At 44.2% G+C, this 25,822-nt stretch carries 22 protein-coding genes and 1 pseudogene; 14 read left to right on the top strand and 9 right to left on the bottom strand.

Annotated features, from left to right (window positions below; translation table 11 throughout):
- Positions 1-33 precede the first annotated feature (33 nt).
- Both ACRQ5D_RS07205 and ACRQ5D_RS07210 read left to right on the top strand, forming a co-directional pair.
- The gene (locus ACRQ5D_RS07205) at positions 34-411 is read left to right on the top strand and encodes a cobalamin B12-binding domain-containing protein (RefSeq protein WP_431199326.1); all 378 of its coding nucleotides are present in this window, start codon (positions 34-36) and stop codon (positions 409-411) included.
- 46 nt (positions 412-457) lie between these two features.
- Positions 458-1,240, top strand: coding sequence for an enoyl-CoA hydratase/isomerase family protein (locus tag ACRQ5D_RS07210; RefSeq protein WP_091166976.1), 783 nt, complete (start codon positions 458-460; stop codon positions 1,238-1,240).
- A 193-nt stretch (positions 1,241-1,433) separates the two neighbouring features.
- Here ACRQ5D_RS07210 and ACRQ5D_RS07215 read toward each other — a convergent pair.
- Positions 1,434-3,091: pseudogene (locus tag ACRQ5D_RS07215) on the bottom strand (glutamine--tRNA ligase/YqeY domain fusion protein).
- Positions 3,092-3,587: 496 nt separating this feature from the next.
- Between ACRQ5D_RS07215 and acs the strand changes: the two are divergent.
- On the top strand, positions 3,588-5,489 hold the full coding sequence (gene acs / locus ACRQ5D_RS07220) for an acetate--CoA ligase (protein ID WP_090532845.1): 1,902 nt from the start codon (positions 3,588-3,590) through the stop codon (positions 5,487-5,489).
- Between the two features lie 13 nt (positions 5,490-5,502).
- Here acs and ACRQ5D_RS07225 read toward each other — a convergent pair whose 3' ends face one another.
- Positions 5,503-5,931, bottom strand: a complete 429-nt coding sequence (locus ACRQ5D_RS07225; protein WP_432328603.1) for a hypothetical protein — start codon at positions 5,929-5,931, stop codon at positions 5,503-5,505.
- 11 nt (positions 5,932-5,942) lie between these two features.
- Complete coding sequence (locus ACRQ5D_RS07230; RefSeq protein WP_432328605.1) at positions 5,943-6,818, bottom strand: amino acid permease; 876 nt, start codon at positions 6,816-6,818, stop codon at positions 5,943-5,945.
- 194 nt (positions 6,819-7,012) lie between these two features.
- On the opposite strand from ACRQ5D_RS07230, the gene ACRQ5D_RS07235 reads away from it, so the two are divergent.
- The 5 genes from ACRQ5D_RS07235 to ACRQ5D_RS07255 all read left to right on the top strand — a co-directional run bounded on the left by ACRQ5D_RS07235 (position 7,013) and on the right by ACRQ5D_RS07255 (position 13,736).
- Entirely contained in the window at positions 7,013-7,867 is an 855-nt protein-coding gene (locus tag ACRQ5D_RS07235) for a PQQ-dependent sugar dehydrogenase (protein WP_432328606.1), read from the top strand.
- A gap of 110 nt (positions 7,868-7,977) precedes the next feature.
- The gene (locus ACRQ5D_RS07240; protein ID WP_431199329.1) at positions 7,978-8,766 is read left to right on the top strand and encodes a c-type cytochrome; all 789 of its coding nucleotides are present in this window, start codon (positions 7,978-7,980) and stop codon (positions 8,764-8,766) included.
- Positions 8,767-8,826: 60 nt separating this feature from the next.
- The gene (locus ACRQ5D_RS07245; RefSeq protein WP_091169688.1) at positions 8,827-10,500 is read left to right on the top strand and encodes a tetratricopeptide repeat protein; all 1,674 of its coding nucleotides are present in this window, start codon (positions 8,827-8,829) and stop codon (positions 10,498-10,500) included.
- Positions 10,501-10,616: 116 nt separating this feature from the next.
- Entirely contained in the window at positions 10,617-12,161 is a 1,545-nt protein-coding gene (locus ACRQ5D_RS07250) for a S8 family peptidase (RefSeq protein ID WP_431199330.1), read from the top strand.
- A 66-nt stretch (positions 12,162-12,227) separates the two neighbouring features.
- Positions 12,228-13,736 carry a carboxylesterase/lipase family protein gene (locus ACRQ5D_RS07255; protein ID WP_176844489.1) on the top strand — a complete coding sequence of 503 codons (1,509 nt, stop codon included), beginning with the start codon at positions 12,228-12,230 and terminating at the stop codon, positions 13,734-13,736.
- A gap of 118 nt (positions 13,737-13,854) precedes the next feature.
- On the opposite strand, the gene ACRQ5D_RS07260 is transcribed toward ACRQ5D_RS07255, so the two are convergent.
- From ACRQ5D_RS07260 to ACRQ5D_RS07270, 3 genes are all read right to left on the bottom strand, one after another.
- The gene (locus tag ACRQ5D_RS07260) at positions 13,855-14,085 is read right to left on the bottom strand and encodes a hypothetical protein (RefSeq protein WP_218134438.1); all 231 of its coding nucleotides are present in this window, start codon (positions 14,083-14,085) and stop codon (positions 13,855-13,857) included.
- A gap of 55 nt (positions 14,086-14,140) precedes the next feature.
- Complete coding sequence (locus tag ACRQ5D_RS07265; RefSeq protein WP_091169681.1) at positions 14,141-15,076, bottom strand: DUF6268 family outer membrane beta-barrel protein; 936 nt, start codon at positions 15,074-15,076, stop codon at positions 14,141-14,143.
- Positions 15,077-15,312: 236 nt separating this feature from the next.
- The gene (locus tag ACRQ5D_RS07270; protein ID WP_091169678.1) at positions 15,313-16,479 is read right to left on the bottom strand and encodes an aminotransferase class V-fold PLP-dependent enzyme; all 1,167 of its coding nucleotides are present in this window, start codon (positions 16,477-16,479) and stop codon (positions 15,313-15,315) included.
- A gap of 71 nt (positions 16,480-16,550) precedes the next feature.
- Between ACRQ5D_RS07270 and ACRQ5D_RS07275 the strand changes: the two genes are divergently transcribed.
- Genes ACRQ5D_RS07275 through ACRQ5D_RS07300 form a run of 6 tightly spaced genes read left to right on the top strand, consistent with a single transcriptional unit; the run spans position 16,551 to position 22,444 of the window.
- Positions 16,551-18,305, top strand: a complete 1,755-nt coding sequence (locus tag ACRQ5D_RS07275; protein WP_091169674.1) for an FAD-binding protein — start codon at positions 16,551-16,553, stop codon at positions 18,303-18,305.
- Positions 18,298-18,552, top strand: a complete 255-nt coding sequence (locus ACRQ5D_RS07280) for a hypothetical protein (protein WP_432328607.1) — start codon at positions 18,298-18,300, stop codon at positions 18,550-18,552. The genes ACRQ5D_RS07275 and ACRQ5D_RS07280 overlap by 8 nt, the downstream gene beginning before the upstream one ends.
- Before the next feature lie 20 nt (positions 18,553-18,572).
- A complete protein-coding gene (locus tag ACRQ5D_RS07285; RefSeq protein ID WP_431199332.1) occupies positions 18,573-19,154 on the top strand; it encodes a class I SAM-dependent methyltransferase in 582 nt (193 codons plus the stop codon).
- 2 nt (positions 19,155-19,156) lie between these two features.
- Positions 19,157-20,254 carry a hypothetical protein gene (locus tag ACRQ5D_RS07290; protein WP_091169667.1) on the top strand — a complete coding sequence of 366 codons (1,098 nt, stop codon included), beginning with the start codon at positions 19,157-19,159 and terminating at the stop codon, positions 20,252-20,254.
- Positions 20,255-20,273: 19 nt separating this feature from the next.
- Positions 20,274-21,044: a hypothetical protein gene (locus ACRQ5D_RS07295; protein WP_091169664.1), complete on the top strand. Its 771-nt coding sequence runs from the start codon at positions 20,274-20,276 to the stop codon at positions 21,042-21,044.
- Between the two features lie 26 nt (positions 21,045-21,070).
- The gene (locus ACRQ5D_RS07300) at positions 21,071-22,444 is read left to right on the top strand and encodes a leucine-rich repeat domain-containing protein (RefSeq protein ID WP_139160028.1); all 1,374 of its coding nucleotides are present in this window, start codon (positions 21,071-21,073) and stop codon (positions 22,442-22,444) included.
- A 391-nt stretch (positions 22,445-22,835) separates the two neighbouring features.
- Here the strand turns inward: ACRQ5D_RS07300 and prfH are convergent, their stop codons facing one another.
- From prfH to ACRQ5D_RS07315, 3 genes are read right to left on the bottom strand one after another with little or no spacing between them, the layout of a single operon-like run.
- Positions 22,836-23,441 carry a peptide chain release factor H gene (gene prfH, locus ACRQ5D_RS07305; RefSeq protein ID WP_256337459.1) on the bottom strand — a complete coding sequence of 202 codons (606 nt, stop codon included), beginning with the start codon at positions 23,439-23,441 and terminating at the stop codon, positions 22,836-22,838.
- An 11-nt stretch (positions 23,442-23,452) separates the two neighbouring features.
- Positions 23,453-24,853, bottom strand: a complete 1,401-nt coding sequence (locus ACRQ5D_RS07310) for an RtcB family protein (protein WP_091169656.1) — start codon at positions 24,851-24,853, stop codon at positions 23,453-23,455.
- Positions 24,854-24,858: 5 nt separating this feature from the next.
- On the bottom strand, positions 24,859-25,590 hold the full coding sequence (locus tag ACRQ5D_RS07315; protein WP_091169652.1) for a hypothetical protein: 732 nt from the start codon (positions 25,588-25,590) through the stop codon (positions 24,859-24,861).
- Positions 25,591-25,822 lie beyond the last annotated feature (232 nt).

The following is a 25,822-nucleotide window of genomic DNA, read 5'->3' on the forward strand; positions in this document are numbered from 1 at the left end:
CTTATTACTTTTACAAAAACCAATAGGTTATTCATGAGTAATACCTTTAACCGACCAATCCGTGTTTTAGTTGCCAAAGTAGGGCTCGATGGCCATGACCGCGGCGCGCGCATTATTGCCACTTCGCTGCGCGATGCAGGTATGGAAGTTATTTATACCGGGCTACGCCAAACCCCCGAAATGGTGGTAAACACCGCCCTGCAGGAGGATGTTGACGCCATTGGCATTTCTATACTTTCGGGTGCGCACATGACGGTATTTCCGCGCATCATTAATCTCATTAAAGAGAAAAAATGGATGATGTTTTGGTTACTGGCGGTGGTATTATTCCGCATGAAGATATGCTCGAGTTGCAAAAACTGGGCGTTGGCGAGCTTTTTCCGCCCGGCACCAGTACGCAGGATATTGTAAAATATATAACCGGTTGGGTACATGAACACCGCAATTTCTAATACCTATGGAATTTCAAAATTTACTGATAGCAAACAAGGGCCGCGTTCAACAAATCACCATTAACCGCGAAAGCAAACTGAACGCTCTTAATAAAGATACGCTGGCCGAACTGCATAGCGCTTTTACTGAAGCTTTCCAAAATCCGGAGGTAGGTGGTATCATCATTACCGGAGCCGGACCAAAAGCATTTGTTGCCGGGGCTGATATCAGTGAGTTTGCAGCGCTGAATATTGAAGGAGGCGCACAGCTTTCGCGTACTGGCCACAGCGCAGTTTTTGATTTAATAGCTAACGGCAGCAAGCCTGTAATAGCAGCGGTAAATGGGTTTGCTTTGGGCGGAGGGCTCGAACTGGCCATGGCTTGCCACATCCGCATAGCATCTGACAATGCTAAAATGGGCCTGCCTGAAGTTACTTTGGGACTGATTCCTGGTTATGGTGGTACACAGCGCCTTACCCAACTGGTTGGTAAAGGCAAAGCGATGGAAATGATCCTGACCGCAGATATGATCACCGCGGGTGATGCCCTGCAATATGGCCTGGTTACCCACGTAGTTAACCCCGAAGAACTATTAACTAAAGCCGAAGAGATCCTGAATAAAATATTATCCCGTGCCCCTTTAGCCCTCGCGGCAGCCATCCGCAGTATCAATGCCGCTTATACCGATGGTATTAATGGCTATGAAACTGAAATAACCGAGTTTGGCAAATGCTTCGGCACAAAAGATTTTAAAGAAGGCGTAGCAGCCTTTATGGAAAAACGGAAGGCTGAGTTTAAGGGAGAATAGAAGCTAAAAGCGGAATGCAGAAAGCTTAAAGCTATGCCGTTGTTGTCGTCACGGGTGTCCGGAACACAAAAAACATGTCATTGCGAGGAGGAACGACGAAGCAAATCGCATGCTATACAGGGCGGATATGCTTCCGTGCGATTGCCACGCTACGCTCGCAATGACATGATTTTTTTAAGGGGGCCAGCGGCGATTACTTTTTACCCCAACCGTCCTTCAATGTAACGGTGCGGTTAAACACCAGTTTATCATCAGTCGAGTTTTTATCTAAAGTAAAATAACCTTTACGCATAAACTGAACCGGCTTGCCTAACTCGGCATTAACTAAATCTGGTTCAATGTATACGGTTGATAATACATGCAGGCTGTTAGGGTTGATATAATCTTTAAAGTCGCCATCCTCATTTGAAGGGTCTTCAACCTGGAATAAACGGTCGTATAACCTCACCTCAGCAGTTTTGGCGTGTTCAACACTCACCCAGTGGATGGTGCCTTTTACATTAATGCCGCTGGTATCATGGCCCGATTTTGATTCGGGCAGGTAGCTGCAATGGATCTCGGTGATGTTACCATCGGCGTCTTTAACAATGCTTTCGCCTTTAATGATATAAGCATTTTTTAGGCGAACCATCAGCCCGATACCCAGGCGGAAGAATTTTTTGGCGCAACTTCCATAAAGTCCTCACGCTCTATCCACAACTCACGGCCAAATGGAATATCCCTGCCGCCATCGCCACCTTCAACTTCGGGGTTGTTTTCGCCATGCATTACTTCGGTTTCGCCTTCAGGATAATTATCCAGGATCAGCTTAACCGGATCAAGCACAGCCATACGGCGCCACGCGGTTTTGTTCAGGTCCTCGCGGATACAGAACTCCAGCAAGCCAACATCTATCATGTTTTCGCGTTTGGCAACGCCAATACGCTCGCAAAACTCACGGATAGAAGCAGGGGTATAACCACGGCGACGTAAACCACTGATGGTAGGCATACGCGGATCGTCCCAGCCATCAACATAGTTTTCGTTAACCAGTTGCAGCAATTTCCGCTTGCTCATTACCGTATAGTTCAGGTTTAAGCGGGCAAACTCGTACTGTTTTGACGGGAAAATATTCAGCTTTTCAATAAACCAATCGTACAATGGACGGTGAGGTACAAACTCCAGCGTACAGATAGAGTGCGTGATCTCTTCAATAGCATCCGATTGCCCGTGAGCAAAATCATACATGGGGTAAATACACCATTTATCGCCTGTACGATGGTGATGAGCGTGTTTAATACGGTACATCAATGGGTCGCGCAGGTGCATGTTGGGCGACGCGAGGTCAACCTTGGCACGCAGTACTTTCGCGCCGTCAGGATATTTGCCATCTTTCATATCGGCAAACAGCTGCAGGTTTTCCTCTACTGAGCGACTGCGGTATTGGTTTGGCGTGCCCGGTTCGGTAGGCGTACCTTTCTGGGCGGCTATTTCTTCGGCTGTGCTGTCATCAACATAGGCCAGGTTATTTTTGATCAGTTCAACGGCAAAGGCATACAGCTGATCGAAATAATCAGAAGCATAAAGCTCATTGGCCCAATCAAAGCCAAGCCATTTTACATCTTCCTTAATACTGTCAACATATTCAACATCCTCCTTAACAGGGTTGGTATCGTCAAAACGGAGGTTGGTAAGGCCATTGTATTTTTTTGCCAAACCAAAGTTAAGGCAAATTGACTTGGCATGACCAATATGCAGGTAACCATTAGGTTCGGGCGGGAAACGGGTAAGTACACGGTTGTCGTTTTTACCGGCAGCCAAATCTTCTTCAACAATTTCCTCTATAAAGTTCAGTGATCTTTCTTCGCTCATAAATTAGTATAGCAATATGAGCAAAAGTAACAAAATTTTAGGCGGCTGTGCGCATTATCATAGCATATTCGGTTGTGTATTATTGGCCAATCAAAACAGGAAGCCATGCCGGATTTATCGGTGCCCCACATGCCGTGTATCCAATGCAAGGAGATGGCCCTCGCAATCGGGTTTATAACATGGGCGTTGCCTGCGGCCCGGGCTTTCCGTTGCAAGTCCTCGCTTGGCCCCTACGCTCCCTCTCGTTCGCTGCGGGCTTTCCACTGCAATCCCTAACGCCGCCCGCGCACCCGGCCGGGAACAACAACAAACGGAGCCCACAATTAATCCAATAAGTACTTTTTAAAATATTTTAAAAAGATAGAATTTTAATATATACATCACACATAAATTATTAAATTACGCCCACCATTTAAACCAGCATGAAACTTGGTACGGAGGACAAAAAACAAACAATTTAAACCCGGAACAGCTTCATCAACCAAACAACCAACCGATGAAAATTACATCATTTGAAGAGTACAAAAAAGTTTACCAGCAAAGTGTTGAGCAGCCCGAGCAGTTTTGGGCCGGCATTGCCGATAATTTTTTATGGCAAAAAAAGTGGGACACCGTACTGGACTGGAACTTTAAGGAGCCTAAGATCAAATGGTTCCAGGGTGCAAAACTCAATATAACCGAAAACTGTCTCGACCGTCACCTCGAAACCCTTGGTGATAAACCGGCCATCATCTGGGAACCTAACGACCCGGAAGAGGATCACCGCATTTTAACATACCGCCAGTTGCATGATAAGGTTTGCCAGTTTGCCAACGTACTTAAAAACAACGGTGCAAAAAAAGGTGATCGTGTTTGTATTTATATGCCCATGATCCCCGAGCTGGCTATTGCTGTTTTGGCTTGTGCGCGTATCGGTGCTATCCACTCGGTAGTGTTTGGTGGTTTTTCTGCACAGTCCATTGCCGATAGGATCAACGATGCCGAGTGTAACATCGTGATCACCTGCGATGGCGGTAAACGCGGCAACAAAGAAGTACCGCTTAAAACTGTGATTGATGATGCGTTGGTACAATGCCGCTCGGTTAAAAAAGTTATTGTGCTTACCCGCAGCCGCACGCCGGTATCCATGATCAAAGGCCGCGATGTTTGGTGGGAAGATGAGATCAAAAAAGTGGAAACACAAGGTAACCCAAGCTGCCCTGCCGAGGTAATGGATGCCGAAGATATGCTCTTCATCCTGTACACATCTGGCTCAACGGGTAAACCCAAAGGGGTGGTACATACCTGCGGCGGCTATATGGTTTATACAGGTTATACTTTTGCCAACGTATTCCAGTACAACCAGGGCGAGGTATATTTCTGTACTGCCGATATTGGCTGGATCACCGGTCACTCTTATATCGTATATGGCCCGCTTTCGCAGGGGGCTACCACGCTGATGTTCGAAGGGATCCCAACTTATCCTGATTGTGGTCGTTTCTGGGAGATTGTAGATAAATTCAAAGTAAACATATTATATACCGCGCCAACAGCTATCCGCTCGTTGATGAGTTTTGGGCTGGACAATGTAAATAATAAAGACCTGAGCTCACTCAAAAAATTAGGCTCTGTAGGTGAGCCAATCAATGAAGAAGCATGGCATTGGTTTGATGACAATATCGGCAAAAACCGCTGCCCGATTGTTGACACCTGGTGGCAAACCGAAAATGGCGGTATCATGATTTCTCCTATCGCCGGTATTACCCCAACCAAACCGGGGTATGCCACCTTACCATTACCAGGCGTGCAACCCGTATTGGTTGACGAGAACGGTAAAGTGATTGAAGGCAACGGTGTAAGCGGCAACCTGTGTATCAAATTTCCGTGGCCGGGCATGCTGCGTACTACTTATGGCGATCATGAGCGCTGCCGCACCACTTACTTCGCCACTTACGAAAACATGTATTTCACCGGGGATGGCTGTCTGCGCGATGAGGATGGTTATTACCGCATTACCGGTCGCGTGGATGACGTATTGAACGTATCCGGTCACCGTATAGGCACTGCCGAAGTGGAGAATGCCATCAACATGCATAGCAGCGTAGTTGAATCGGCGGTGGTTGGCTATCCGCACGATATTAAAGGCCAGGGTGTTTATGCCTATGTGGTGAGCCCCGATAAGCATGGCGATGAGGACATTACCCGCAAGGATATCATCATGACGGTATCACGTATCATTGGCCCGATAGCCAAACCGGATAAGATCCAGTTTGTAACCGGCTTGCCAAAAACACGTTCGGGCAAGATCATGCGCCGCATTTTGCGCAAGATAGCCGAGGGGGATACCTCAAACCTGGGCGATACCAGTACTTTGCTTGATCCGGCAGTAGTTGACGAGATCAAGGCAGGGGCCTTATAATATTTAAGAAAAACTAATTCGCATTTTTTGTGAATGCGGCCCAAACATAAAACGGGATCCCGGCCATCAGCAGTAAAAAGCCGTAATACACAGCTTCCTGCCCGGCTCCCGCAATAGCCCAAAGCGCATAGGCAAAAGCCAGCATAGCCAGTGCTATAGCTCCGGCCCAGCCGCCCGCCTTTGGGCTTTTTCGTACCCGGATAACCAGGTAAGCCGCTGCCGATAACAAATAGGGAATCAAAACGCTCAACAGCGAAAGCAGCAGCAGAAATTTAAATTGTGTTACCAGACCTTTGGTATAATTCATGGCCATAAACAGCGATACCATGATACTGCTGATGATAATACCCATATAAGGTACACCCTTTTTATTAGTGCGGCTGAATATCGGCGGGAAAAGTTGATCTTTTGAAATGGCATAAGGCACTTGTCCTTGTAGCAATGTCCACCCGTTCAGTGAACCGAAAGCGGCGATGGCAATACCGGCGCTAACCCAGTAGCGGCGCTGCTGCCGTAGATGATCACCGCGGTATCGGCATAAGGCGTAAGTGATTTTTGCAGCTGCGCCGCCGGGATAATACCGATAACGCTTACACTCCCCAGTATATAGATAAAGGTGGTAATAAGCAGTCCCAGCATAGTTGCCCTGGCCACTGTTTTTTCGGGATTGGCCACGCTGCCAGATGGTACGGTGGCGCTTTCAATACCAATAAACGCAAACATGGTCATAGTAGCGGTTGCCTGCAGGGCGGTGACTATGCCTGTCCCGCTGGCGTTAAAAGGTTTAAAGTTTACCGCCTTAATGAAAAACAAACCGCCGATAGCTACCAGCAACAGTGGTAACACCTTTAAAATAGTGGTAACCAATTGCAGCTTGCCGCCGGTAACGACGCCCAATGTATTGATATAAGCTAATAACCAGATAGAACATAAACCGGTAATCACAGCAATAACACTGCTGCTTCCCAATATTGGAAAAAAGGTACTTAAGGCGCTCACAAACGAGATAGTAATGGCAGCGTTGGCACAGGCCACAGCAAGGTAGTATCCCCAGGCCACTAAAAATCCAATGAAATCGCCCAGCCCGTCGCGGGTGTAGGCATATGGGCCGCCGGTAGCATGGGGCAACAGCTTGCTCAGGTTGCTGAAAACCTTCGCTAAAAAGAACGAGCCTATTGCCGAGAACACCCAGCCCAGCAAACCAATACTCCCGAACGAAGCCATAGCCGCTGGCATCAGGAAAATGCCTGCACCAATCATATTGCCAATCACCAGCGAAGTACTGGTCCACAGGCCTAATTTGTTTTTTTCGGGATGTGTTTCGGGCATGGATCTTTTGTTTTGTTGAAAAGATAGGACTTTTTGGGATAATATGATATCCTTACATCCGGCCCATGTTATAATATTTAGTCTCTCAGGCAATAAAAATGAATCTTCCTAAACATTTACCTGCAAAATCGCTTTTATAGCAGGACATTGCCGTTTAATACCAATCCTGCATTTAGATAACCTGTTCGTCTCAAATGAAAAATAAAAAAAACGCGACCGGCGTGATGCTGGTACTGTGTGCCCTGCTTATAGTCAGTTTTAAAAACATCGGGAATAACACCGTCCCGCCAGCTAAGGATACTGCCACCAATGGCGGCTTATTCCTGCCCGGCAAATTTAAAGCGGTTGTGGTGGTGGATAGTTTGGAAGGCCGCGCACGTCACATCGCGGTGAACACCAATGGCGATATTTATGTAAAACTCCGCTTCCCCGATTCTATCGGCGGCAACGTTGCCCTGCGTGATACTAACGGCGATGGACGGGCAGACATCATTAAAAAGTTTGCCAATTATGAAGACAAAGGTCCCTATGGCACAGGCATGAGGGTACATAAAGGATACCTGTACTTCAGCTCGGAGGCAAATGTTTATCGAACCAAATTAAATCCGCAAACATTGGTACCCGATGCCCCGCTCGAATTGATTTTGCATGATGCTACCGCCCCGCATGAGCATGACGCTAAGCCATTGGCCTTTGATAATGCCGGGCACATGTACGTGGCATTTGGCGCGCCCTCAAACGCCTGCCAGGAGCAAAACAGGGTGCCCGGTTCAAAAGGGATCAAGGGCTGCCCCTTGCTGCAGCAATATGGGGGCATCTGGCAGTTTGATGAGGCTAAACCTAATCAAGTACAGACCGATGGTATCCGTTATGCCACAGGTATGCGCAGCGTTGTTGCTATGGACTGGAATACTGCCGACAATTGCCTGTATGTGGTAGCCCACGGTCGCGACGACCTGCGTCTGCAGTTCCCTAAAATATTCAGTGCCTGGCAAAGCGCGGTGCTGCCTGCTGAAGAGTTTATTAAAGTAAAAAGGGCACTGATGTAGGCTGGCCCTACTACTATTATGATCCCATTAAAAAGAAAAAACTTCTGAACCCCGAATATGGCGGCGATGGCATAAAAGCCGGCAACGGTGCTAAATACACCCAGCCCATTATGGCTTTCCCAGCGCACTGGGCCCCCAACGACCTGTTTTTTTATACCGGCGATCAGTTTCCGGCAAGATATAAAAACGGGGCTTTTATTGCCTTTCATGGTTCAACCAACAGATCGCCTTACCCACAGGCCGGCTTTTTTGTATGCTTTGTACCCTTTAAAAACGGCAAACCTTTTGGGCAATGGGAAGTTTTTGCCGATGGCTTTACCAGAAAAAACACGGTAGTAAGCGTAAGTGACGCGGCTTACCGGCCAATGGGGCTGGCCATGGGGCCCGATGGTTCCTTATACATCAGCGAAACAGAGGAAGGAAAGATCTGGAAAATTTCCTACACGGGTAACAAAGCCGGGTTTGGCAAGGCCGAACTTGCCAAAATGGAGCTCCGTAAAAAACTGCCGGGTTTCAGATTGCCCGATGTTTTAAAGAGCGATTTGCAAACCGGCATGCTCAAAGGCGGCGCTAAAATTTACAATACCTATTGTGCCAACTGCCATCAAAAAAATGGCCGCGGCGATGGTAATATGATCCCGCCGCTTAGCGGATCGGAATGGGTAACCGGTGGTAAATTTATGGAAAAAGACCTCGCTATAAGGGTACTGCTTAACGGTCTGGATGGGCCGATCAAAGTCAAAAACAGGCCTTACAACAGCGCCATGCCCAAGCATAACTTTTTAAGTGATGCTGATATCGCGTCGGTACTCACTTACATCCGCAATAACTTTGGTAATAACAGCAGCCTGGTTACTGCGGCTGAGGTAAAAAAGGTAAGGGCCGAGCTGGGTAAATAGGATTAAGCAGGCAACCCATTTCCATTTTTTAATATTAACCGGATATGCTATTTTTATAGCATGACCTTATCATTCAAACCAATAGCTTTTTGGCTGTTTATTTTAGGACCCTTAACCACCTGGGCTTTAGTACCGGCGGATACTTCCAGTAAAAAAATTTCTGTACCAATAACCGCACCTGGTTATCAGATCAGCGACTATGCATCCTATTTAAAAGAGGCTATCACCTGTTTCAGGCAAGACAGCATTGATAAAGGAATGATGTTGCTATCCAAAAGCATTAAAAACATCACTTTACAAAAAGATGTAACGCGGATCATGCCCTATCAGGGCTATGAAGTTTTTAGCCTTGTTAAGGATATTGCTGACAATAGCAATCTTTCGCCTGCGGAAAAACAGCTGGGGAAAGATTTTTTTAAACTGGTATTCACATCACAGCCCAGCGATAAAAATGCCGATAAAATTTTAGACGGCTTTTTAAAAAATGCTCCTAATACCGTTTTTGCTAAACGATTAAAATTACTTACCGCGTCATTTAAAGGAAAATCGGCTTTGGGCACTGAATTGAACCGGTTGCTAAAAGACAGTCCGGAATTGATTTCGGCCAACACAATGAAAGCAGAAATGCTGTTTGATGAACATAAATACCGGGAATGTATAACGTATTGTGATCAAATATTGGCGGTATGGCCACAGTATGCCCATGCATACCAGATGCGGGCTAAGTGCTATTATAATCTTGATGAGGTTGACAAGGCGATAGCTGATTACAACCAGGCCATTAAATTTTTTCCGGGCTATTTTGTACTTTATTATGACCGGGCCGACTGCCTGATCGATCTTGAAAAATATAAGGAAGCAGCAACTGATCTGCGATTGACATTACAGTTAAAGCCCAATTATAGTTGGACTTACTACAACCTCACCAGGTGCTACAAAAATATGGATATGCCTGATAGCGCCCTTTATTTTATCAATCTGCATATTAACCAAAATGCCGACGATGGTGACGGCTATAACCTGAAAGGCGATATTTATTGCGACAGAAACGAATACGAAACAGCAATCAGTCTTTACACACAGGCCATCAACCTGGAACCCGACCGACGGACTTTTTATGTTGATCGCGGCGACGCTTATTATTACGCAGATAAATTGGATGATGCCATAAAAGATCTCCAAAAAGCTATCAGCATTGATAAATCATATCCTTTTCCATACGACAGGATAGGTGATTGCTACTATCAGAAAAAGCAATATGAAACAGCCATAACTTATCATCAGAAAGCAGTAAAGGCCGACCCGACCTATAAATACGCCTATGTAGGGCTCAATTTAAGCTATACGCAATCGGGTAACTACCTGGCAGCTATTGATGCCGCCAAAAAAGCAATAGCTATTGACAGCACTTATGCCAATGCATTGGGGAACCTGGGGTGGTCATATTATTGCGCTGGTAAATTTGATGACTGTATAAAATACTCTTACAAGGCGCTGAAATACCAGGATGACGCCACTTACGCCATGTTTAATATAGCGCTAGCCACACTTGCAAAAGGCGAAACAGGCAAAGCGAAACAATTGTATACAGGTTTTATAAAAACCTGCAAAGAAAAGAAGTATGAGATAAGGGATGGTGCCACCGACGATTTACGGGAACTGATCAGGAAAAAGGTTTATGTAGCAGAATCAAAATTTATAATTGAACATATTTTTGAGCAAAAAGTAGAGTGATCAGAAAAATATTTTTTCCTGAAAACGTGTTAAAATCACCAAACCCGCACATTTTTTAAACAATTAAAAACCTACTTTAGAGTTTTTGTACTTATAAACTATTACTGAAAGTATTAATGATAAACAATTTTCCGCTTAAAAAGCTTGTGCTGGTAGCCGGGCTTTGCTTACCTGTATTCACTTATGCGCAGGAAGCTCCAAAAACTAAACCTAACTGGCAAAACCTTGATCTTAAAACCGATTCTGTATTTGGGATCAGTACCGAAAAAGCATACAACGAACTGTTAAAAGGCAAAAAACACGTTACCGTGCTGGTAGCCGTAATTGATGGGGGTATTGATGTGGACCATGAAGACCTTAAAAAGGTGATCTGGAACAACCCGCAAGAAACCGCCGCGAATAAAAAGGACGATGATAAAAACGGCTATGCCGATGACATGCACGGCTGGGATTTTATAGGATCGGCCAAAGGAGATGTACATTATGATAACCTGGAGCTAACCCGGCTGGTGCGGATCAACAACGCCCGCTTTGCCAACGTTGACAGTACCAAGCTTACCGGAAAAGACCTTGCCGATTTTAAAGCGTACAGCGCTATGAAAGCCGATATGGCTAAGCAGGTTGCCAAAGCACAGCAAACCTATACGGTGATCAATAAATTCAATACCCTGCTTGATGGGGTACTGACCAAGCTGGGCAACCAAAACCCAAGCCTTGATGATATCACCAAATTTGAGCCTAAAGATAATGGCGAGGCCTATGTTAAACGTGTATTGGTAAGCGCCCTGCCTTCGTTTAAAAATGTAGCCGAGTTCAGGGAGAAAGAGGTAAACGGCGGCTTAACTCACTTTAAAGAGCAGTTGGATTATCACCTCAACCTTAATTTCAATTCGAGGGATACCGTGGGCGATAACTATAACAATGCTAATGAGCGTTTTTACGGCAATAATGACGTAACCGGCCCGGATGCTGATCATGGCACCCACGTTGCCGGGATCATTGGCGCGATACGGGATAACAATCTTGGTGTTATGGGTGTGGCCAATGATGTAGCTATCATGTCGGTACGTACAGTACCTACCGGCGATGAACGCGATAAGGATGTAGCAAACGCTATTCGTTATGCTGCGGCTAACGGCGCTAAGGTCATCAACATGAGCTTCGGCAAAAGTTACTCGTACAATAAAAAAGCAGTTGATGATGCAGTAAAATTTGCGTTAAGCAAGGATGTGTTGCTGGTACATGCCGCGGGTAATGACAACAATAACACCGAAGTTGAACTGAACGTCCCTAACCGTATTTATGAAGATAAAAGCGGTGTAGCCGGTGCCTGGATAGAAGTTGGCGCGTCGGGCCCTAAAGACGATGAAACGCTGAAAGCGTCCTTCTCCAATTATGGCAAAACCAGTGTTGATGTGTTTGCACCGGGTGTGGCCATCAATTCAACCACACCAAAATCAGCCTATGCCGAGCATGATGGTACCAGCATGGCGGCACCGGTTGTAACCGGCCTGGCAGCGCTCATCCGTTCATATTATCCAAAATTAACGGCTGTACAGGTTAAGGAGATCATCATGAAATCAGTAGTGAAAATATCACATAATGTAGAGATTAAAGATGGGGAGACAAAAAAGAAGTTCCGTTTACCGATCTTTGTGTAACCGGTGGCGTTGTTAATGCTTATAACGCGCTTCAGCTGGCTGCCACTTATTAAGATCAACCGTTTTATGAAAAACATCATCCGCCTGATTCCGGTTTACACGTTTTTACTGGGCATATTTTTAGGTTTTACTACCTCTGCCCAAACAGTTGTAACAAAAGTATCAGGTGGATGGATAAAAGGTATCGAAGAAGGGCCAACCCTGGTATTTAAAGGCATCCCGTATGCTAAACCGCCGGTTGGCCCTTTGCGTTTTATGCCCCCTCAGCCAATGACGGCATGGAAAGACACGCTTTCATGCGAAAAATTTGGAAGCCCGGCATCGCAGGGCGGCGGCGCAGGCGGACTAAAAGGCAGCGAAGATTGTCTCACATTGAACGTATATACGCCTACAACAGCAAGGGACGCTAAGCTTCCGGTACTGGTATGGGTACATGGCGGCTCGCTTACAGGCGGCTCGGGTATGGGAATGAACGGCCACGCTTTTGCCGACGATGACAGCGTTGTTACTGTTACCATTAATTATCGCCTTGGTGTTTTCGGCTTTATGTATTTGGGCGATGTAAACAAAGCTTACCAATCATCTGGAAATAATGGCCTGCTCGATCTGATCATGGCGCTGAAATGGATCAGGCAAAATATTGCGGCGATGGGCGGTGATGCTTCGAAGGTTACCGTCATGGGCGAATCGGCAGGCGCAAAACTCACCAGTGCCCTGTTGGCAACACCACAATCCAAAGGCTATTTCAACCAGCAGATTTTAGAAAGCGGCGCCGTGCAATGCATCCGGGATTCTGCTACCGCTAAAGGCATCAGGCAGCGGTTAATGACCGAGCTGGGTGTTAGCAAACCCGCCGACCTCCTCAAAATCTCCGCCGAAAAATTTATAGCAGCACAGGCAAAGATCAGCAATGGGGCACAGGGCACCAACTATTTTGGCCCGGTGATAGATGGCGCGGTGATTTCGCAGGATCCATATCAATATATCCTCAAAAACAGAAATGATAAAGTACGCTTCCTCATCGGTACCAATAAGTTTGAAAGTAAAATGTTTATGAATTTTGACAAACGCCTCAACCACCCCGATAGCACGGTGCTATATGGTTGGTTTGGTGATAATTACCGTTATATTTTATCAAACTTTGAAAGCGAGGCTAAAAATGGCAATGCAGATAGCGCTGCCATAAAAGTACTCACCCAATACATGTACCAGATGCACAGCTACCGGCTGGCTAACACATTAGCGCAGGCAGGCAACCACGTTTGGATGTACCGTTTTGATTACAAGCGCGATGGTACCGGTGCAACCCATGCCGATGAATTAGGCTATGTTTGGTTTTTACCTAAACAACACAATTTTAACGATACAGAACTAAAACTGGCTAACCAAATACACCAAACCTGGGTAAACTTTATAAAAGGCAAAGCTCCGGGCCAGGTTAATGATAAGCAATGGCCTCATTTTGTAGCCGGCGAAAATAATATCATGGTTTTTGATACGGTTTCGGGACCAACGCAGCTTAACTACATTTACAACGACAGGGCCCATCCTTCTTCCTGCTTTGTGCTGAAATAGTTGTCTTAGCTATTCATAGTTTGTTAAGTCCACGCAATTGAAAAACGTGCAGGTTACGCTAAACCTACACGTTTAACAAATGAAACGGAGTACAAGCATTATAATCCGGGCTTTGTGTTTATTCGAGCGGCTGGCACTTGTAGCCATAATCTTTAAGGATGCCCACGACCGATTGCGGTGAAACCTCCGGGCCCTCTATCCTCAATACTTTATCACAATCTTCCAGGTCAAAATTTACACTGCTATTGGTAATATGTTTTTGAAGCAGGCCCACCAATTTTGCTGCCTGCGCCGGATCCTCAACATTTGTTTTAAAAACCTCGACCATTAAATTAATAGTTGTTTCCATTGCTGCGGTTGATTGATGTTATACATTCAAAAGGAAGACCTGCACCGGTTTCGGGTTAAAACCGGTAGCTGATCCCTGATTCGACGGTAAAGCCGGTCTTTTTTAACTCGGCCAGGTGAACGCGTTTGTTCAGGTCGTTAAATGGTGCCCAGTTAACTTTTTGATCTTTGTTGTACAAGTCAAGCTGTTGCACAAAATTGTAACCACCGCTTATTTGTACCGAAAAGTTTTTAGCCAGCTGGTAATTATAAAAAAGCGTGTTTTTATACTGCTGTACCTGTAAATAATTTGACCCTGTTTTTTTCGACAACCGGTATGAGCCCCCGCCAATGCCAAAGTCGCTGCTGAAACCAAGGATACTTTTATCGTTGAGCTGGTACTTTAATTTTTCGGAAACGGGCAGGGTGCCGCTAAGGCTCAGTTTTTCGCTGATCTGCCATTCTATCCCGATAACCGGCAGCAGTATCGTACCAAAAAACTGCCTTGAATAACCCACACCAACGGCGTAGGAAAAGCTTTTGGACTTACGGATCTTGAGCATGGCAAAGCCTGAATATAGCATGTCTTCGCCCGAAACATCTTTCAGGTCGGATGATAAGGTAGGGATTGCTGATACCAGCAGCGCGTACTTTGCAGAAAACGATTTTTGAAAAGTGATGGGTACCGAAATAGAATAAAAATCAGTACCACCGAATGATTTTCCTGTTTCGGATAAGGAAAGCCCGCTGTAACTAACGCCGGCAAGTAAAAAATCAAGCTTTCCGTCCCTGAAATTATTTATCAGCGGTACGTTGACCGAAGCATTCACTTGCCTGATGTTCATGTTTTTATTTTTAACGGTAAACGGCGAGTAGGAGTAACCGGCATCGAATGATCCGATTTTGGGCTTAAATACTGAATCGGCATTGGTTGCCGTTTTTTGCTGGGCGCCTGCAGTAAATTTAAACGAAATCAAAAAGATAACAAGATAGATCAGGAATGTTGCTTTCATAGCATTTGTGTTGTTAAGACGATTATTAAAATTTGTCTCTTAAACACGCCTGAAGCGTTTTACCCTCATTGCTGTTGATGATATTTTTTTAAAGTGGATTTGGATGGGTGGGGTGGGATAGTTCGGGCTATTTTTTATTAATAAACGGACGTCTTTCGGCCAGGGATATGGTTAAGCAATTGAAGCCCAGTTATGGAAAACGTTAAAGCACCACAACCTGTCAGCATAAGAAGAGATTAGTGCGAAAAATTGATTATTAGTTGTATTAGTTTATTACGGTCTTTTGCGCTCATAGCGGGATACACTGGTAAATAAACAAGATTGTCTAATGCTAATTCTTCAGGTTTGGGAACGCCGCCCGCCTCGCTCAACTTGATTAAGCTTGATGCTTTTTGCGAAGCATCAAAACCGTTATTACGCAAGTGTTTGATCAGTGCATCCGGATTATGGGTTTCAACAGGCATCACCCAGTAAGAATGCCTCTTGTTCTCAAAACCAATTTTATAATTATCGGGGATCTTTGATAAAATATCTTTGGCTAATTGGATCCTTTTAGTAATACTATTTTGATCAAAGTTAGCAAGTTTTTTTCGGAGCAGCCTTTGATTTGGAGTGGAAGGCTGATGCCGGATCTGTCTAAAAATATCGTTGCCGGGGAAGCCCTTTGTAAAGCCACCTAATACCTGTTCAAAGTCCTTTCCCAAAGCCATTACTAAATTATAAAACCCGGTATAAATAACTTTATTGGTGAGCAGTTTTACAAACAGCACTTTAAAAAGCTTTTTAAAATAGCCTGCAGTACTTTGTTGATGGTAGTGCCCATTTTGCGCAACAACCTCAGCGTACAACGCCGGGTCTTTTATTTTGATCATCGCCCCGCTAATAGCCGTATTGGTTTTAATAAAGCCAAAGCTAAACATCACTACGTCTGATGCGGGATTCCCGCTATATAAATTACCGGCATATGCTTGTGCGCAATCCTCAAATATAATGAGGTTATACTTTTTTGCTATGGCAACTATCGCTTCAATTTCCATGATACCGCCAAAAAGGTGAGTGATCAGTATGGCTTTGGTTGCAGGTGTAATTGCTGCTTCCACCTGGGCCGGGGACATATTTAAGGTATACTTATTAACCGGGATCGGAACAAGCGTTAATTCGTGCCAGTTAATTATGGCGAACATATCCGGGATATTAATATCAGTAACAATCATCTCGAAGCCCGGCGGAAAATTCAAAGCGTTTAATACCAGATCGATTCCAGTTCTCACCGAGAGGCAAACCATTTCGTTAGCGCATTGATCAACATCCGGCCCTGGTAAGCGAAAGCGATCAGTAAGGCAGTAATAAGCACCTTCAACCAAGTTCTTATAGCTGATATATAATTTACCTCTGGGTATCATGTTACATTTATATACGCGGCTATAATTATAATTGAAAGTAATGATATATTAGCGTATTGCCAAGACCATCCATGCGCCTGAAACAAAAACTACCTGTAACCTATCTGCTATTTACTTTTAACGGCCGCTTATCAAAAGGGGCTTTTTGGCTGGCTTCCCTGTTTTACTGGTGCACTTTTTACGTGTTGTACAACTTTTTATTGCTTGCTGGCGAAGGAGCTACGTTTATTCTATATCCTTTATTATTCTGGATCATTATAGCTACTTCTATTAAGCGCCTGCATGATCAGGGCTATTCAGGCTATTGGCTGTTTACTGTTTTAATACCCGTGCTTGGGCCATTATGGTTATTCTGGCGGTTAGGTTTCAAAAAAGGGGATTACACGACAAACCAATATGGTTCGGTACCCGGGTCGGCACCCGATTATTTGAAAAACGATGAAGGTAAAGAGATCCCCCACCTTAAAACCGATGAGCGTATTATTGACGATGTAACCCGGCTGAATCCCGTATTGGTTAGTAAAATTGCGCGTCCAACTTCGGTCGAAGAAATCTGCGAAATTGTTAAAAACGCTACCGGCGCTATCTCCGTAGGCGGTGGCCGTTTCAGCATGGGTGGACAAACAGCAAGCCCGCATAGTCTGCATATTGATATGCGCGGAATGAACAAGGTACTGGAGTTTTCCGCAACAGATAAACTCATCAAAGTACAGACGGGTATCCGCTGGTGCGATATTCAGCAATATATTGATGAGTATGACCTAAGCATCAAGATCATGCAAACCTATGCCAATTTCACGGTAGGCGGCGCATTGAGTGTTAATGCCCATGGGCGATACATGGGCATGGGGCCGGTTGTTTTATCAGTACGGTCAATTGATGTTGTGTTAGCCGATGGCTCGTTAGTACATGCTACTAAAACAGAAAACCCGGAAGTATTCTTTGGCGCAATTGGCGGTTATAATGGCATTGGCGTTATCGTTCAGGCTGAACTCGAGTTAGCCGATAACCTGGCCATTAAACGAATTGATAAAAAAATGAAAGTTGAAGAATATAAAGATTACTTCTTCAAAACCATACGCGATAATTCACAGGTAGTTTTCCATAATGGTGATATTTACCCTCCAAAATACACGCGTTTAAGAGCTGTAAGCTGGATAGAAACCACCGAAAAGCCGACAGTTAAAACCCGGCTGATGCCACTGAAAGAATCCTATCCGCTGGAACGGTATTTCCTGTGGGCGTTTACAGAAAGACCATTAGGCAAGCCTTACCGGGAGTTTATAATTGACCCTTTACTGTTCAGGGGCAAAAAGATCCACTGGCGCAACTACGAAGCCGGTTATGATGTTGCCGAACTGGAACCCAAATCACGAATCAACAGCACTTATGTATTATTGGAATACTTTGTTCCTGTTCAGCGCTTTGAGGAATTTGAACAAGCCATGGCCGAAATATTTATCCGTTTTAATGTTAACGTGCTTAATGTATCCATCAGACATGCCAAAGCCGACCCGGGCACCTACCTGGCATGGGCACGGGAAGAGGTATTTGCTTTTGTGGTTTATTACAAGCAACGCACAGATCCGGCATCTAAACATGCTGTTGCTGTATGGACCCGTGAGCTGGCTGATGCCGTAATTGCTGTAAACGGCGCTTATTATTTACCTTATCAGGTACATCCAACCGCGGCACAGTTTCATAAAGCATATCCTAACGCGCAAAAGTTATTCGACCTGAAAACCAAGCTTGATCCTGACTATAAATTCAGGAACATTTTTTGGGACACCTATTATCAACCATTAAAACCCACAAGCAATGGCTAATACATCCGAATTTAAAGCAGTATTTAACGATACCAAATGGAGCGACGATTTTTACCGCTTTTTGCAGGTGATATTTCATTTGTATCCCGAGGATAAATTCCATCAATTAATAAAAGAAGAAACCGCCATAGGCAAAACCGATGAGGAGATCTATAAATCAGTTCAAAGCAAATTGAAAGGCATTAAGCCATTCTTATCAGAACTGACTTATGCCTTGCCAGCGCTTAAAAAGCAAAAAAAGAAATAGTCAGGCAAACACTGGGGTTATTGGGCGATGTTAAACAGATCTCCGGTTATGGCGAGATCGGTTCTACCGGTCGTTATATTAGTCAGCTAAGAAAAGAAATCAAGGTCACCGGCCCGATATATCTTATTAATGATCTCGCGCCAACCAATTCGCCGGGAGACATTATGGAGCGGGGGCAGCTGGGCAAGGAGGGCAATTTTGTGGATATTAATGGCTATAACCCAATTAGTAGTTTAACTATTCCTGATGCAAGCCTGGACGTGGTTACGTGCTATATTGGTTTACACCACTGCCCGGTAGCGAAGCTGGATGGGTTTGTGGAATCGATATACCGAATCCTACGGCCCGGCGGCTCGTTTGTTATCCGCGACCATAATGTTAAAACGCCAGAAATGGCCACCTTTGTTTCTTTGGTGCATACGGTATTTAATGTGGGATTGAACGAAACCTGGGAGTTTGAAGCCAGAGATTTTAAAAACTTCAAGTCCGCAGATGAATGGGCAGCCATTATTGAGCAGGCGGGATTTAAAGATGCCGGTAAACGAATACTACAAGATAAAGATCCATCCGATAATACCTTAATGTTGTTTACCAAAATATAGGCATGAAAAGGCTAAGGATACTGACATTAATTGCGCTGCTACTGGCTATCATAACTTTTGTTGTTAAAAACAGGAAGCCATCCACTGTGCCTGCCGGGAAGGGTTTGTTGGTGGATAAAGCCTGGCTGTCAATTAATAAGCACCCGCTAACACCTCAGGCAGCCGTACGTCCGCCTGATCAAACTTTTCTGACCTACCCCGAATGGTTCCTGGTGTTTAGTCCGGCTGAACAGGCAGATTACTTTAAAACCCATACTTCAACCACCTTTCCATACCTGAAACATGTTGACCAGATGTGGGGTGGTTACGGTGTAATGTACGATCAGATTAAAGGAAATTTCCCTTTCAATACCGGCTACCATGTGATGATATGGGTAATAGCCGGCAGCACAACCGTTGAGTACGGTATCAAATCATTTTACGAGACCGTTATTGGCCGGGTGACCGATATCAGCCCCAACGAAGAAATGACCGCCGAAGATAAGTTTAATGCTGATTATGAATACAGCTATGTAAAATTTATTGAGGCGCTGCCATGGTACGAGTATGATTTTAACCATCAGCTTAAAATGTTGTGGAGCAGCGCCTCTTTCTCCGGTCCGCATTTGCTGCGTAAACTGGAGAGGCGCTATTATCTAACCACCGAACTATTGGTTAAAAGCGGCTATGGCTGGCTGATTGGCCTCGGCACCAAATCGGCTTATGAAACAGCCTCGTTGCAAACAGCAGTAGTGATGGATAGGCTACCCACAGGGTTGGATACAACCGGATTTGTGCATAATATAAAAGTATTGCCAAACGGTATGGTGCTGGCTAATTTACCCCGTTATGCTGAATTTAATACAGCGGTTAGTAAGCTGGCAAAAAATGGTGTTGGTTTTACTGAGATTGCCGGAAATGAAAGTGCTATTATGCTTACCGTTTTAACTGAAAAACCTTTAAATATAACCGCTAATTATAAAATACTATTTACTCAGCCAATCTTTACCAGGCCGGGCTTAAGCAGGGTTGCTTTAGTGACAACGGTGGGAAACCTTAGCTCGCTTGTAAGAACACTTAAACTAAAAGGAGTGACGATAGAGCATATTTATGATTATTAATTAATTCTTTCTACAACTTATGAAAGTTAACCTACTTATTATATTAATAGTATTTAGCCTCGAAAGTTGTTTAGGCCAAACTGATAAAAAGCTAATCAGTAACTGGAATACGCATCCAATTCCTACTAATCCGGACAGCCTCAGAAAATATGGTTTCTCTTTTCACGAATGGGCTGTCTATAAGAAAAACGATTCTGTTTTTGTGGTAGATAAGAAAGAACTTCCATCTCCTCAATTACCTTTTAAAATTAAAGTTAAAAAAGCTGATAGTCGTGACTTTGGAGGAAGGGCTTCAATCTTGAAAGTAGAAGATGGTTATTTAGTAGGCTTTTACAGAGGTGAATGGGGTGGTGCTCTATACTGGGTTTCAAGTGATGGTAAGAATTATTATAAAATATCAAGTCATGAGATAGTGCAGTTTATTAATAGAGGAGGCAAACAATACGCCATTGAAGGGCTTGCACACTTAGGAACCTCGGAAGGAAGCATTATTGAAATCTACAAACCAAATGATAAGTGGGCTGTGAGAGAACACTTAAAACTACCAACAGCACCAGCAGTTATCGCATTAGATCATCAAGATAACTTTATCATTATTACTTCTAAAAGTTTGTTAAAAGTAGGTCGAAATGCACAAATATTTTTTTTAGTAGATAAAGGATTATGGTACGCGGCTCTTTATCCCAATTCAATGGTTATCAGAAATAATATTATTTACGCAGGCATGCGCGCGGGAGTTTATCATTACGATCTGAGTACAGGGAAGGATTCCTGGTTGTTGCCATATTAGTATTAGCGATTCCAAGCTTGACAAAATTGAAAAGATCAAACATAACTCCGCTCAAAGCCCTTGCCATATTGGCCATCTGTTTAGGCCTTGCAATAATTTACTTCACCGGTGGGTTTGGACTGGGAATAGGGATATTGATGATGATAAGTTCAATATTACTTTATCTCATTAATTATTTTGCTTCCAAGACTAAACATTTTAAACTAATACAGATGGGAGTATCGGCAGTATATATTCTTACTGTTTCTTATTGTGCTTTGAAATGGCAGGAACATACAACTTTTATCTTCTCTAAAGCATCCAGGGGCGCAGCAGGGATAGTTTTCGGAATTCAAGGTTACCCTGAGCTACCTCCAGCTTTTCTTTGGACTAAAACTGTTATCATCCCGGATAGCGGTATTGTCATCACGTCTACAAAAGAGGAAGAGATGCCAACCTGGCAACGATACCGGTACTCCGATAGATCTGCAGTTGAAACGAATGACATTGAATGGAACCCAAACTTTCAATATCCCTGCATTAAAAGCAAGGGAATAGTAAAGGCATGGTTATTTAGCAAAAGGGGGCAATCCGATTCATTAGCGCAGAAGCGTATAGTAGAAATTGTGAACAAAATTGATGCAGGCAAATTGAAAACCCTTTATACGTCTTCAGGAGTGTCAATTGTAATGGCTAATGAGGGAGCGTATCTAAATCTTCAAGGTGCCGGACTTGCTTACCTGCCCGATGCTGTCAGCACATTACCAATTAATACAATTTACCTCGCACAGAATAAATTTACAACAATACCCTCACAGCTTTATAAAATTAAATCACTTCATAGTGTTTATTTGGGTGCAAACCCCATAAAGTCACTTCCTGATGATTTGTATAAAATGCGAGGGCTAAAAAGCCTGCTGGTAGGAAAAACGGAAATCAACGAAATTAAAACAGATCTTTCAAACCTTGATAGTTTAGAATACCTTGATATTTCTGGCAATAAATTGTCAATGTTTCCTGAAAAAATCAAGACTGTTCCCCACCTAAAATGGCTCTCAATTGAAGAAAATGAGTTTAAAGATTTGGGCTTCGTAGATAATAAATTAAGTGGGCTTCAAACATTACAGGTCTATAGCAATAAGATTAAAGGCATCTCTGATAATATTCGCTATCTGTCAAATCTTAGAGAATTACTAATTTTTGATAACCAAATAGATAGTATCCCTAACTGTATAGGTTCGTTGGTTAATCTCGAAAAACTTGAAATTTGGAATAACCCACTTCGTTATATTTCTCCTGAAATCAAAAAATTAACAAAATTAAAAGAGATAAGATTGGATGACAATTACTTATCAAAAGAAGACAAGACACAGTTAAAGCAGTGGTTGCCGCATTGTGATATTCACTTTCAAACCAGATAAATAATTAATATGCTGGTGCTGTGTCGACAGTATCAATAGGATCAGCCGATAGTTAATTCATTAACAAAACGGATGACAAGATACTTTCCGCTGGGACAACAACGTTTTGGCCAAAAACCTTACAAGTCTATTTTTTACGCAGTTTGGGATTGGAACATATCAATAAAACTTACGAAAAGTGTTGTACCGGCGTAGTGCCCATAAAAAAACAGGCTTTTAGAAATTAATCTAAAAGCCTGGTAATCGATATATGGAGAATATCAGAGGATTCAAAGCTTCTAAAACAACAGCCAAACGCCGTTTTGAGGCTTTTATTAAACCTCACCATTTATAAAAACATCGATTTTTTACCTTTTCTCACGAAAAAACCCGGTTACTTTTGCCGCCTGTTTTAAATTACTGCCCTGATGGTTTTAACCGGATTACCACGCTCCAGGGCGTTATGCTCCTGCCACTGACTTTGCTGCTGCTCTATCAATTTTTCTGTTTGCCAGATCAGTACTTTGGCTTCCAGCCGGGCTAAACAAAGCTTTTTGTTTTCGAGCTGCGACCGGGTATCCATTGCCATAACTTGCAGTCCCGATGGTAAATGTGTTCCCCGAACCGCGGTTTCCACTTTGTTTACATTTTGGCCACCTGGTCCCGACGAACGACAGGTTTCCAGCTTTACATCTTTAGGGTTCCATTGCATCAGTTCTTTTACGTCAAAAACAGATACGCCCACAAACCAGTTTTTACGTTTATGGTATTTTCGATACGGGCTTTGCGCTATCCATTGTATAGTACCGGTCCATTCTTTTACAAAAGCATCCAGGTTATTACCGGTAGCCATCATCGTAGCGGATAGTAAAGTGCCGTTTAACCCGCCGGCTTTGTTTTCCAGTACTTCAAGCTGAATGCCTTGCTGTTTGGCTTGCTTCAACATCAGGTTTTGTACGCGGGCTACAACCCGGCTGCATTCTGCCGGGCCTTTGCCTGAAGTGATTTGTATCATCATCTTTTTCATCACTACTCCTTATTCATCCGAACGATACGTGGATAAAACTTGCCCTGGACATCAACCAGGTCGCTTTGCACCGCCATCACGGCCTCGATATCCTTATAAGCTAAGGGGTTCTCTTCAACGGTACCGCCAATTAAGGTTACACCTGCATTGGTGAGCAACTTTTTCATGGCCGAAACCGTCATGCTGTCCTTAGCCTTTTGCCTGCTCATGGCCCGGCCGGCACCGTGCGATGCAGAATATAAAGCATCATTTGCACCTTTGCCCGATACCAGGTAAGCCGGCGCGGTCATGCTGCCAGGGATAATGCCCAGCTCGCCTTGATGCGCCGGTGTCGCGCCTTTGCGATGAATAATAACCTCCCGGCCGTCAGCCAATTGTTCTTTCCAGGCAAAGTTGTGGTGGTTTTCCACCACGTGCAAAGCTTTCAAGCCTAAAGCCTTTAACAGGTTGGCGTGTATGCGCTCGTGACAAGCTTTGGCATAATCTCCGGCCAGGGTCATGGTTAACCAATATTCCTGGCCCGCCTCATTGTTCATATCCAACCAGGCCAGTTGCTGTGCGTGGCGCGGAAGTTTGCAGGTATTCATGGCTATCTGCGTGTACTGCCTCGCTATTGCCGAACCTAAACCCCGGCTGCCTGAATGTGTTAACAAGGCCGTATACTTTTTAGCGGGTAAACCTAAAGCGTTATCAGCCAAAAGTTCGATCTCGCCAAACTCCACAAAGTGGTTTCCGTTGCCCGAGGTGCCTAATTGCCGTACCGCCTTACTCCGCAGCGGTTTTAAAAATGGGATCTCATTAAATACCCTGCTATCCAGCACTTCATGCTCCTGCCTTACATCCAGGCCTCCTTCCATACCAAAATGAGTATGATTTTTTAAGGCTTGTTTAATTTGATATTCGAACCGTTTTAGAAAACCATCGCTCTCATCGATAATGGACAGCGCCATGCGACAGCCAATATCCATACCTACAGCATAGGGAATTACCGCGTTGTTTGCAGCGAGTACGCCACCAATAGGCAAACCAAAACCCATGTGCGCGTCAGGCATTAATGCACCTTGAACGCTTACTGGCAGCATATTAGCCAGCTCCATTTGTTTTTTGGCCGATTGCTCAATACCCTTGCCACCGTAAGTTTTGCAGTATACCGGTTCATCACGCAGTGCAAACGCTTTAAAGGATGGAGCATCCGTTTTGCCAATTACCTTTTCGGCTATCTTGCTTGTTAACTCATCATCCAGAAATACTTCCGGATCGTTCTTAATATTCACCAACAGGTCCAGTAGCTGCTGCTTACTATGGTGCTTGAAATTTTTAGAGGTTATACCAATAACCAGGCTTCGCAGCTGATCATTATGATAACCTATTTTACTTAAATCTTTTGTTCTTAAATTGCCCATGTGGGTTATGTTTCTAATTCCAGGTAAGCTTCTTTACAGGCATACCTTGGTGTGTTTTTAAATTTGTTAATGTATTTTGGCCGGTCGTTAAACTCATCTTTCCAGCGATAGCTCCGGCCACGGGTTAACAGGTTGATGCGCGGCCACAAGTGGTTGTTATCAATGTGTTCGTCTATCCACGCTAATTCCCGTTCAATATCCGCATCGATCATTTTAGTATGTGTTACCATATGCGGCGCTACCTTTAGCACATATCGCCAGGGCTCGGCAAACACGTATTTCACCTCGGTACGGTAGGTTTTAACATCAAAAGTTTCAACACGGGTAAAGCAAACCTTTTCCTGCTCGGTTAAATTGATCCTGTTGATATCCCAACTATGTTGCGACAACTCACGCAGTATTTGCGGTTTAGCCTGGTACACATAACGTTGTTTGCGTCGTTTTTTCCGTTTGAAGGATTTGTCCTGATGATATTCAACCGTGTTAATTTTCATTAATAAGGCTTCATAAAAGTCCTTCCTGGGGTTATGCTTATGGTCATCCCGCAACACAAAAAAACGTTTCCAGCCACGTTGATACGGGTGTTCAAGCGCAACCATCGGCAAAAGCCTTCTTTGCTCCCTTAGTTCATCGCGCCGTTTGTCCATCTGTATCAGTTGTTTATCCCGACCGGTTTTAACGAGCCGCCTTTTGCGCCGCGCCGATTTGATACAGCGCGGCCATTCATGTGTGTTCATCACACTTTCATTTAATTTTCTTGAATTTGATTTTTGATCTCAGTTCGTCCTTGAGTAAGGATATACCCTTGTTAGAGCGCTCAAAAAATCCAGTGAATTGGGGGGCAGGCAAAATAATGCACAGGTTACTGATGCAACCGTTTAATTATTTAATAAAATACAGGGTTTGCCTGCCTGATCAGGCAATGAGCGAAAGGGGCGATATGTAGATTTGCTCTGTCATGATTCCTTG

This window comes from Mucilaginibacter sp. P25, assembly GCF_050859465.1.
In the GTDB taxonomy this organism is placed as follows: Bacteria; Bacteroidota; Bacteroidia; order Sphingobacteriales; family Sphingobacteriaceae; genus Mucilaginibacter; species Mucilaginibacter gossypii.